The organism is Burkholderia sp. Ac-20344 (assembly GCF_017104975.1).
Taxonomy (GTDB): domain Bacteria; phylum Pseudomonadota; class Gammaproteobacteria; order Burkholderiales; family Burkholderiaceae; genus Burkholderia.
This window is the reverse complement of record NZ_JAAGPP010000213.1, coordinates 1-11,471: the sequence shown is the minus strand read 5'-3', so window position 1 is coordinate 11,471 and position 11,471 is coordinate 1. Positions and strand designations below refer to the sequence as shown.

Here is an 11,471-nt window from a genome sequence, read left to right as displayed (position 1 = left end):
CAATGCGCTGCGGTAGAAGCACCGCCATGCGTCGGTGTCGGGCGTGGTTTCGTCGCTACTGCCGTGCAGCGTCGAACGCACGAACGTCGCGATGTCGTTCGGATCGGGAATCGCGTCGCGATGCGCGGCATCGGCGAAAGCCGGAAATGCCGAGAATTCTCGACGCCGGCCTTCGCGCACCGCGTCGGCGAGCGCGCCGCGATAGTCGGTGAAGAACTGGAACGGCTGCGTGCTGCCGTCTTCCTCGCCCATGAACAGCAGCGGGATCGACGGCGCGAGCAGCAGCAGCGCGGTCGTCGCGCGCACCGCGTCGTCGTTCGCGAGTGCACGCAGCCGTTCGCCGAACGCGCGGTTGCCGATCTGGTCGTGGTTCTGCAGGAACGTGACGAACGCCGTCGGCGGCAGGTGCGCGCTCGGTTCGCCGCGCGCGGCGCCGTCGTGCAGCGGCGACGGTTCGCCCTGGTACGCGAAGCCTTCGCCGAGGGTGCGCGCGAGATGGCGCAGCGGCGCGTCGGCGTACGCGCGGTAGTAGCCGTCGCGCTCGCCGGTCAGCAGTACGTGCACGCTGTTGTGAAAGTCGTCGTTCCATTGCGCGTCGAAGCCGCCCGGCCCGAGCAGGCTCGCTGCGTTGCGCTCGTTCTCGAGCAAGAGATGCACGTGACGCGCATCGCCAGCGTACGCGCGCACGCGGCGCGCGAGTGCGCGCAGCCAGGCATCGTCGTCGATCGCGTGCGCGGCGTCGATGCGCAACCCGTCGAAACGGAATTCGTCGAGCCAGTACAGCGCATTCTCGATGAAGAACGCGCTCGTCTGTTCGCGCGAGAAGTCGATCGCGGGCCCCCATGCGGTCTGCCGGTCCGCGCGGAAGAAGGCGGGCGCGTAGCGCGGCAGCAGGTTGCCTTCCGGGCCGAAGTGGTTGTAGACGACATCGAGCAACACCTGCAGCCCGAGCCCGTGCGCGGCATCGACCAGCGCCTTCAGTTCCTCGGGCCGCCCGTACGACGCATCGGGCGCGAACGGCAGCACGCCGTCGTAGCCCCAGTTGCGCGTGCCGGGGAACGCGTTGACGGGCATCAGCTCGAGCGCGGTCACGCCGAGCGCGGCGATCGACGGCAGGCGCCGCTCGACGCTCGCATGGCCGCCGCATGCACCGACGTGCAATTCGTACAGCACCGTCTCGTGCCACGGGCGGCCGCGCCACGTGTCGTGGCGCCAGCGGTACGCAGCCGGATCGACGACTTGGCTCGGGCCGTGCACGCCGCCAGGCTGGAAGCGCGACGCGGGGTCGGGCACCGCGAGACCGCCATCGAGCCGGTAGCGATACAGCGTGCCGGGGCCGCATGGCACGACGACCTCGAACCAGCCGTCGCCGACCGCGGTCATCGCGGCGGCGGGCGTGCTTGCGCCGTCGATTTCGACGGCGGCCGTACGGCTCGCGGGCGCCCACAACCGGAAGCGCGTGCGGTCGACATCGACGCAGGTCGCGCCGAACGACGCATCGAACGCATGCGAGCCGGATGGACGGGCGGAGCGTGATCTCATGGCGAGTCTCCCGAAGACGGGGCGGGCGGCACGGCGGCCACCGCGATCGCAGCCGCGTGGGCGGCCACGTCGAGTCCGTCGGCCGGCCACGAGCGCGGGCCGGCGTCCGGCGTCGCGGTGTCGACCAGCACGCGATAGTCGAGCACCGGCGCGGGCGACGTGAACACGATCGTCTCGGACGACGCGTTCAGCATCACGAGCAGCGCCTCGGTGCGTCCGGTGCGGCCCGTGCCGACGCGCCGCATCGTCAGCGCGCGGCGCTCGCGGTCCTGCCATGCGGGCACGGTCATCGGGTTGCCGTGCTCGTCGAACCAGCCGATCTCGGCCATGCCCGGCGCAGCGTCGCGATCGCCCGACGGATAGCGTGGCGTGGACATCACCGGATACATGCGCCGCAACGCGGCGAGCCGCGACACGAAGCGCATCAGCGTCACCGCTTCGTCGCTGCGCGCCAGATCCCAGTCGAGCCACGACAGCGCGTTGTCCTGGCAGTACGCGTTGTTGTTGCCGAGCTGCGTCCGGCCGAACTCGTCGCCGGCGACCAGCATCGGCGTGCCGAGCGCGGTAAACAGCGTCGCGAGCATCGAGCGCGCGACGCGCGCACGCACGGCGCGGATCGCCGCATCGTCGCTCGGCCCTTCGACGCCCCAGTTCGCGGTGCAGTTGTCGTCGCGGCCGTCGCGGTTGTCCTCGCCGTTCGCGTCGTTGTGTTTCGTCGAATACGACACGACATCGGCGAGCGTGAAGCCATCGTGCGCGGTGATGAAATTGACCGACGCCCAGGTATGGCGGCGCTGGTGGTTGAACAGGTCGGCCGACCCCGCGAGGCGTGCGGCGAGCTCCGGCCGCTGGCCCGCGTCGCCTCGCCAGAAACGCCGCACGGTGTCGCGGAAACGGTCGTTCCACTCGGCGAAACCGGGCGGATGGCGGCCGAGCTGATAGCCGCCGGGGCCGAGATCCCACGGCTCGGTGATCAGCTTGCGCTGCGCGAGCACCGGGTCCTGCCGCAGTGCGTCGAAGAACCCCGCGCCGGGATCGAAGCCGTGCGCCTCGCGGCCGAGCGTCACGCCGAGGTCGAAGCGGAAGCCGTCGACGTTGAACGCGGTGGCCCAGTAGCGCAGCGAATCCATCACCATCTGCACGACGCGCGGATGCGACAGGTTCAGCGTGTTGCCGCACCCCGTCTCGTCGACATGCAAGCGGTGGTCGTCCGGCATGAGCCGGTAGTAGCTCGCGTTGTCGAGGCCGCGCCACGACAGCGTCGGGCCGAGCTCGTTGCCTTCGCACGTATGGTTGTAGACGACGTCGAGCACGACCTCGATGCCGGCCGCATGCAGCTGGCGGATCGCGATGCGCATTTCGTCGAGCCGCCGTGTCGCGAGATACGCGGGCTCCGGCGCGAAGAACGCGGCCGTGTCGTAGCCCCAGTAGTTGCGCAGGCCGCGCTGCACCAGCGCGCGCTGCTGCAGGAATGCATGGATGGGCAGCAGTTCGACCGTCGTCACGCCGATCGACAGCATGTGATCGATGAACGCCGGATGCGCGAACGCCGCGAACGTGCCGCGCTCGGGCGGGCGCAACCCGGCGCGCCGCATCGACGCGCCGCGCACGTGCGTCTCGTAGATCACCGTGTTGCGCCACGACACGCGCGGGCGCCGGTCGGTGCTCCAGTCGAACGCCTCGTCGACCACCACGCACTTCGGCATCGCGGGTGCCGAGTCGCGCCGATCCATCGACAGGTCCGCGCGGTTCGAATGCAGGCGATAGCCGAACAGCGCGTCCGACCAGCGAAACTGGCCGACCAGCTTGCGCGCGTACGGGTCGAGCAGCAGCTTGGTCGGGTTGAAGCGATGGCCGTGCTGCGGCTGGTACGGGCCGTCCGCGCGAAACCCGTACACGGTGCCCGGATGCGCATTGGGCAGGTAGCCGTGCCACACCTCGTCGGTGCATTCGGGCAGGTCGAGGCGCGCGAGTTCCTTGCGGCCGGTTGGGTCGAACACGCACAGCTGGATGCGCTGCGCGTGCGCGGAAAACACCGCGAAGTTGGTCCCGAGGCCGTCCCAGGTCGCGCCGAGCGGATAGCTGCGGCCGGATTCGAGACGGGCGGGCAGGGCGGTCGGCATGGGGCGGATCTCCGTGTCGAGGGCGCGGGAAATCAGGCAGGGCACAGCCACAGCGTCGCGAGCGGCGGCAGGCGCAGCAGCGCCGACCAGGCTTCGCCGTGCGCGGGCACGGCCTCGGCCCACACGGCGCCGTCGTTGCCGGCGTTGGTGCCGCCGTACGGCGCGGCATCCGTGTTCATCAGCTCGCGCCACTGTCCCGGTGCCGGCAGGCCGACGCGGTAGCGTGCGCGCGGCACCGGTGTGAAGTTGCAGACGGCGACCAACAGGTGCCCGGCCTCGTCGCGGCGCGCGAACGCGAACACGCTGTTGTCGCGGTCGTCGCCGATCAGCCAGGAGAAGCCCGCCGCGTGGCAGTCGAGCGCGTGCAGCGCCGGCTCGGCCGCATACGTGCGGTTCAGGTCGCGCACGAGCCGCTGCACGCCGCGATGCGCGGGCGCATCGAGCAGGTCCCAGTGCGGTGTTGCGTCGTGCGCGAACTCGGCCCATTGTGCGAATTCGCTGCCCATGAACAGCAGCTTCTTGCCGGGGTGCGCCCACATGAAGCCGAAGTACGCGCGCAGCGTCGCGAGCCGCTGCCACGCGTCGCCCGGCATCTTCGTGACGAGCGAGCCCTTGCCGTGCACGACCTCGTCGTGCGACAGCGGCAGCACGAAGCGCTCGGAGAACGCGTACACGAGCCCGAACGTCATCCGGTCGTGGTGATAGCGGCGGTGCACGGGGTCTTCGCGCAGATACGCGAGCGTGTCGTGCATCCACCCCATGTTCCACTTGAAGTCGAAACCGAGCCCGCCGTCGCCGGTCGGCGCGGTGACGCCCGGCCATGCGGTCGATTCCTCCGCGACGGTGACGACGCCGGCCGGCGCGGCCGCACCGTGCAGCGTGTCGTTCAGCATGCGCAGGAACGCGACCGATTCGAGGTTCTCGCGCCCGCCGTGCACGTTCGGCACCCACTCGCCTTCGTTGCGCGAATAGTCGCGGTACAGCATCGATGCGACCGCGTCGACGCGGATGCCGTCGACGTGATACCGGCGCGCCCACGCGAGCGCCGATGCGGCGAGGAACGCGCCGACTTCCGTGCGCCCGACGTTGAACACGCAGGTGTGCCAGTCCGGATGCAGCCCTTCGCGCGGGTCGGCGTGCTCGTACAGCGCCGTGCCGTCGAATTGCGCGAGGCCATGCGGATCGTCGGGGAAATGCGCGGGCACCCAGTCGACGAGCACGCCGATGCCGGCCGCGTGCGCGCGGTCGACGAAACGCGCGAAGCCGTCGACCGGCCCGAAGCGCGCGGACGGCGCGAACTGCGCGAGCGGCTGGTAGCCCCACGAGCCGCCGAACGGGTACTCGGCGATCGGCATGAACTCGACGTGCGTGAAGCCCATCCCCTGCACGTACGGAATCAGGCGCTCGGCGAGTTCGTCCCAGGTCGCGCTGCGGTTCATCTCCTCGGGCACGCGTTGCCACGATTCCGGATGCACCTCGTAGATCGACCACGGCATGCGGTAGCGGTCGGCGCGCGGCCGCGCATGCATCCAGCCGTCGTCGTGCCAGGCGAACGCATCGAACGCCGCGACATCGGCGACGACCGACGCCGTGCGCGGCGGCGCTTCGGTCGCACGCGCACAGGGATCGGCCTTGTGCGGCAGCACGCGCCCGTCGGCCGCGCGCAGCTCGTACTTGTAGCACTCGCCCGCACCGATGCCCGGCACGAACAGCTCCCACACGCCCGACGGCCGCCGCAGCCGCATCGGATGGCGGCGGCCGTCCCATCCGTTGAAATCGCCGACCACCGACACGCGCTGCGCGTTCGGCGCCCAGACCGCGAAGCGTACGCCGTCGGTGTCGTCGATTCGGGCAGGCGTCGCGCCGAGGCAGTCGAGCACGGCGGCCGGGTCGCCGGCCGAGAAGCGCGCGAGCACCGCGTCGTCGAGCAGCGTGCCGAACGCATACGCGTCGTCGATCACCTGTCGCGCGTCCGGCCAGTCGATCGCGAGCAGGTAGTGGGGGGCGCCGCCGTTGCGCGCGATCGTCCCCGCGAAGCAGCCGGCGCGATCGACGCACGCGAGCGTGCCGAGTTCGGCGCCTTCCGGCGACAGCGCGTGCACGCTTTTCGCGCCGGGGAGCAGTGCGCGCACGACGATTCCCTCGGCCTGCCCGTGCGGGCCGAGGCACGCGAACGGATCGGGATGACGGCCGGCGAGCAGCGCGTCGATATCGGATCGTTCGAACAACGTTTCGGTCATGATGTGCCTCCGCCGTCGGATGTGCCGCCGTCACCGAGCAGCCGTTCGACCAGCGCCGCGAGCCCGCCGACCGGCACGCCCAGCCAGTCGGGCCGGTTCGCGGCTTCGTAGCACAGCTCGTACGACGCCTTGTCGATCAGGAACAGCGCGAGCAGGCGATCGGCGTAGCGCGGGTCGACGAAACGCGCGGGGGCCCGTTCGGCGGCCGCGCGATAGCAGTCGACGAAGCGGTCGGCGGCGGCCTGCCCGAAGCGGTCGAACAGCGCGCGCTTGCGGCCGGCCGCCTGAGGCGGCGCTTTCTCGATCGCGAATTGCGCGATCGCGCTCACGTACGACAGCGAACGCAGCAGGCCGGCGACGTCGCGCAGCGGATGCGATTTCGCGCGGCGGCGCTCGAGCGAGCGCGCCGGCTCGCCCTCGAAGTCGATCAGCAGCGCGTCGCCCTGCACGTCGAGCACCTGGCCCAGATGGAAATCGCCGTGAATCCGCATGCATTGCGCATCGAGCGTGCGTGGCACGAGCTCGCCGAGCGCACGCACGGCCGCGTCGCACGACGCGAGCAGCGTGTCGGCCGCTTCGCGCATCGCGGGATCGAGCGCATCGAGCCGCGTGTGCAGCACGTCGAGCGCGCGCTCGAACGATGCGATCGCGTCCGCGCACCAGTCGTCGACATGGCCTGGCGTCACGTGCTCCGGCGCGAACGCGGGATCGTCGGACGGCTGCGCGAGCGCGACGTGCAACTGGCCGAGCCGCGTGCCGATGATCCCCGCGAATGCCGCGTAGCCGAGCAGCGCGTCGGGTTCTTCGTCCGCTTCGCCGGTCTCGTCGTCGCCCGCGGCCGGCAGCGCGAGCTCGTCCACCGCGCGCCGCAGGAAGTCGAACGAACGCGTCCACGCGTCGCCCTGGTTGTCGACATAGCGCTGCAGGATCGCGACCGTGTGCGGCGTGCCGTCCGGATCGACGTGCACGACTTCGCCCGCGAGCGTCGCGGTGTTCGGGTAGCCGATCCGTGTCAGATACCGGCTCATTTCCGCTTCCGGATGCACGCCGTGCGCGACCTTGCGCACCAGCTTCAGCACGATCGCATCGCCGATCACGAGCGAGCTGTTGCTCTGCTCGGCCGCGAGCCAGCGCACTTCGGCGTCGTCGCCGGGATCGAGTGCGGCGAGCGCGTCTTCCGGCAGGAACGCGAGCCGGCCGCCGTCGGAGGTCGGCACCGTCGCGCCGTCGCGCAGCTTGCGCAGCATCCCGCGGGCGAACGCCGGCAGCGCGAACGCGTCGGTCAGGTAGCCGACCGTATGGCCGCGCCGCACGCGCGCCAGCGCGAGCTGCGCGAACAGCGGCTGCGAGGTCTCGCCGCCCCACGCGGCCGCGAGCGGCACGACGTAGCGTTCGACGTCTCCCGGTTCATCGGATTCGACCCAGGCCTCCGCATACTGGAACGGTTCGCCCGGCACCGGCGTGACGACGTTCAGCCTGGCCGCGCCGATCGTGCGGTCCTTCGACGCGAACCAGCGCCGCCGCGCGAGCCACGACGGCAGCGCATCGTGCGCAAGCACGTGCAACTGCTCGAGGTCCGGCCGTGCGTCGCCGCGCCGCATCACGAGCGTCACGTATTCGGGCAGCGGCTCCGCATGGGGCTGCCGCCACGACGGCTCGCGGCCGTGCTCGGCCAGCACGAACCACAGGAATCCGTACGGCGGGAAGGTGAGGAGATACGGGAGCTGGCCGACCGGTGGAAACGGCGAATCCGAGGTCATCTCGATCGGCACGCGGCCCGCGAATTCGGACAGGTCGAGCTCGACGGCCTGCGACGCGCGCGACAGGTTCGCGACGCACAGCACCGGATCCTGGCCGTCCAGCTCGCGCAGGTACGCGAGCACCTTGCGGTTCTCCGGGCGCAGGAAGCGGATCGTGCCGCGCCCGAACGCCTGCGACGCGCGGCGCGTCGACAGGATGCGGCGCGTCCAGTTCAGCAGCGAATGCGGGTCGCGCGTCTGCGCCTCGACGTTGATCGCGTCATAGCCGTACAGCGAACCCATCACCGGCGGCAGCACGAGCAGTTCGGGGTCGGCGCGCGAGAAGCCGCCGTTGCGGTCCGACGACCATTGCATCGGCGTGCGCACGCCGTCACGGTCGCCGAGGTGGATGTTGTCGCCCATCCCGAGCTCGTCGCCGTAGTAGATCACGGGCGTGCCGGGCATCGACAGCAGCAGCGAGTTGATCAGTTCGATGCGGCGCCGGTCGCGCTCCATCAGCGGCGCGAGCCGGCGCCGGATGCCGAGGTTCAGCCGCGCGCGCCGGTCGCTCGCATAGGTCTGCCACAGCAGGTCGCGCTCGGAGTCGGTGACCATCTCGAGCGTCAGCTCGTCGTGGTTGCGCAGGAATACGGCCCACTGGTTGCTCGGCGCGAGCTCCGGCGTCTGCCGCATGATGTCGACGATCGGGAAGCGGTCCTCGCTCGCGATCGACATATAGATGCGCGGCATCAGCGGAAAATGGAACGCCATGTGGCATTCGTCCTCGTCGCCGAAATATTCCTGCACGTCTTCCGGCCACTGGTTCGCTTCGGCAAGCAGCATCCGGTTCGGATACTCGGCGTCGATCGTCGCGCGGATCCGCTTCAGGATCGCATGCGTCTCGGGCAGGTTCTCGTTGTTGGTGCCCTCGCGCGCGACGAGATACGGCACCGCGTCGAGCCGCAGCCCGTCGATGCCGAGGTCGAGCCAGAAGCGCATCACCTGCATCACTTCGCGCACGACGGCGGGGTTGTCGAAGTTCAGGTCGGGCTGGTGCGAATAGAAGCGGTGCCAGTAGTACTGGCCGGCGACCGGGTCGTGCGCCCAGTTCGACGTTTCCGTATCGAGGAAGATGATCCGCGTGCCCGCGTATTTCGTGTCGGTGTCGGACCACACGTAGTAGTCGCGGTGAATCGAGCCCCGTTTCGCGCGGCGCGCGCGCTGGAACCACGGATGCTGGTCCGACGTGTGGTTGATCACGAGCTCGGTGATCACGCGAATGCCGCGTGCATGGGCTTCGCGGATGAAGCGCCGCACGTCGGCAAGCGTGCCGTAGTCGGGATGCACGTCGCGGTAGTCGGCGATGTCGTAGCCGTCGTCGCGGCGCGGCGACGGGTAGAACGGCAGCAGCCAGATCGTGTCGACGCCGAGTTCCGCGATGTAGTCGAGCTTCGCGATCAGGCCGGGGAAATCGCCGATACCGTCGTTGTTCGAGTCGTAGAACGACTTCACGTGCACCTGGTAGATGATCGCGTCCTTGTACCACAGCGGATCGTCCGCGCAGAGCGCCGGCGCGCGGCGGCGTGCACGGCGCCGGCGCGGCGTGCCGGCCGGCGCGAGCGACGGGAACTGCGCGCGGCGTACGTCGTCGAGGGAATCTTCGCGTTTCATCATCCGTGCCCTCCCGAAGGTGGCCGGGCGTCGCCCGGCTCGCGCGCCGCCGCCCGCGCGGCGCCTGGAGACGGCGTGAGCCGCCAGATCGCATACGGCCGCACGTTCGGATCGAGCGACACGTACTGGCGATGCCCGCACCAGGTTTCGGCATGCGTGGCGTCCTGTTCGAGCGCGTCGAGCGGTTCGCCGTCGACGAGCCCGAAGCCGCGCCACAGCGACGCATCGAGCGTGAAATTCGCGACCTGCGGATGCCACGGGTCGATGCTGATCGCGACGACGACCACGCTGTCGAACGCCGGCGTCGCCTTCACGAACACGAGCACCGTGTCGTTGTCCGTATCGGCGAACGTGATGCCGAGATGCGTCTGCAGCGCGGGGTGAGCGCGCCGCGCGCGGTTCAGCCGTGCGACCTCGGCGCCGATATGCGCGGCCTTGCTCCAGTCCCGCGCGCGCAGCTCGTACTTCTCCGCGTTCGCGTATTCCTCGTTGTCGGGCAGCGGCGCCGATTCGCCGAGCTCGAAGCCCGAGTACATGCCCCATGACCCGGCCAGCGTCGCCGCGAGCGCCGCGCGGATCACGAACTGCGTGCGCGGCGCGTTCTGCAGGTGGCGCGGGTTGATGTCGGGCGTGTTGACGAAGAAGTTCGGCCGGAAGAATTCGCGCGCGGGGCCGGTCGTCAGCTCGGTCAGGTAGTCGATGAATTCGCGCGTCGACTCGCGCCACGTGAAGTACGTGTACGACTGCGAGAAGCCGACCTTCGCGAGCCGGACCATCATGCCCGGCCGCGTGAACGCTTCCGACAGGAACACGACGTCCGGATGCCGGCCGCGCACGTCGTCGATCATCCACGCCCAGAACGGCAGCGGCTTCGTGTGCGGATTGTCGACACGGAAGATCCGCACGCCCGCGTCGACCCAGAACAGCACCGCGTCGCGCAACGCGAGCCACAGGTCGGGTTGCGCGTCCGCCGCGTAGAAATCGGGGTTGACGATGTCCTGGTAGCGCTTCGGCGGATTCTCCGCGAAGCGTAGCGAGCCGTCGGGCCGCCACGCGAACCAGCCCGGATGCGCGGCGAGCCACGGATGGTCGGGCGAGCACTGGATCGCGAAATCGAGCGCGACCTCGAGCCCGTGGCCGCGCGCGGCATCGACCAGCGCGCGGAACGATTCGAGCGTGCCGAGCCGCGGATGCACGGCCGTGTGGCCGCCGTCCGGCGAGCCGATCGCATAGGGACTGCCGACGTCGTCGGGGCCGGCCTTCAGGCTGTTGTTGCGCCCCTTGCGCGCGGTCGTGCCGATCGGGTGGATCGGCGGGAAATACAGCACGTCGAAACCCATGTCGCGGATGCGCGGCAGGTGCGCGATCACGTCGTCGAACGTGCCGTGCCGGTGCGGATCGTCGCTCGCCGAGCGCGGAAACATCTCGTACCAGCTCGAGAAGCGCGCCGCGCGGCGCTCGACGTCGACCGGGCAGGTCGTCGTGTCGTACGTGACGAACGGCCGGTAGCGCAGCGCCGCGAACGCATCGGCGAGCGGCGCCGCGCCGAGCTGAGCGAGCCGCGCATCGGCCGGCGCGTCCTTGAATTCGGCGACGAGCCGTTCCATCTGCGTGATCGCGCGCCCATCGAGCGGGTCTGCGAGCTTGAGTGCGGTCGCGAGCAGCAGTTGCGCTTCGCGCAGTTCGAGCGTCACGTCCTGGCCGGCCGCATGTTTCTTCGCGACGTCGTCGACGAGCGACGCCCAGTCGTCGCGCCAGGCGATCACGCGAAATTCATGGCGGCCGAGCCGGTCGAGCGCGACGCGCGCGTGCCAGCCGTCGTTCGGTTCGGCTTCGAACGGGATCTCGCGCCAGTCGTCGTCGCCGGCGGCGCGCCACTGCAGCGCGGCCGCGAGATGGGCGTGCCCGTCGGTGAAGATCGACGCGTGGATGACGAGCGTCTCGCCGATCACGCGCTTGACCGCGAAGCGGCCGCCGTCGACCGACGGCTCGACGCGCTCGATCGCGATCCGGTCGCCCGCGATTGCCGCCGACAGCGCCCCGCGCTCGCGCGCGGCGTCGTGGCGTGTCGTGACGGGCGGCGCCCGCCATGCACGCAGCAGCGCGTAGGCGCCGGGTTCGAGCGTGAACGGTTCGAGCGCGGCCGGCGGCTGGGT

General features: G+C 70.3%; 5 protein-coding genes. All 5 read right to left on the bottom strand.

Annotation, left to right across the window (positions count from 1 at the left end):
- On the bottom strand, positions 1–1,542 hold a 1,542-nt coding region (gene treZ, locus G3N64_RS35965; protein ID WP_205788397.1), incomplete at its 3' end, for a malto-oligosyltrehalose trehalohydrolase.
- Entirely contained in the window at positions 1,539–3,665 is a 2,127-nt protein-coding gene (gene glgX, locus G3N64_RS35960) for a glycogen debranching protein GlgX (protein ID WP_205788396.1), read from the bottom strand. The genes glgX and treZ, both read right to left, overlap by 4 nt.
- 32 nt (positions 3,666–3,697) lie before the next feature.
- Positions 3,698–5,905 carry a 1,4-alpha-glucan branching protein GlgB gene (gene glgB / locus G3N64_RS35955; RefSeq protein WP_205788395.1) on the bottom strand — a complete coding sequence of 736 codons (2,208 nt, stop codon included), beginning with the start codon at positions 5,903–5,905 and terminating at the stop codon, positions 3,698–3,700.
- Positions 5,902–9,315: a maltose alpha-D-glucosyltransferase gene (gene treS / locus G3N64_RS35950; protein ID WP_205788398.1), complete on the bottom strand. Its 3,414-nt coding sequence runs from the start codon at positions 9,313–9,315 to the stop codon at positions 5,902–5,904. Before treS ends, glgB begins: the two co-directional genes overlap by 4 nt.
- Positions 9,315–11,471, bottom strand: a 2,157-nt coding sequence (locus tag G3N64_RS35945; protein WP_205788394.1) for an alpha-1,4-glucan--maltose-1-phosphate maltosyltransferase, incomplete at its 5' end; no start/stop codon positions are given. The genes G3N64_RS35945 and treS, both read right to left, overlap by 1 nt.

What these genes read in the sequence shown, in the direction of transcription:
- glgX (WP_205788396.1), bottom strand. Translation starts at nt 3,665, where the DNA reads ATGCCGACCGCCCTGCCCGCCCGTCTCGAATCCGGCCGCAGCTATCCG.
- glgB (WP_205788395.1), bottom strand. Translation starts at nt 5,905, where the DNA reads ATGACCGAAACGTTGTTCGAACGATCCGATATCGACGCGCTGCTCGCC.
- treS (WP_205788398.1), bottom strand. Translation starts at nt 9,315, where the DNA reads ATGAAACGCGAAGATTCCCTCGACGACGTACGCCGCGCGCAGTTCCCG.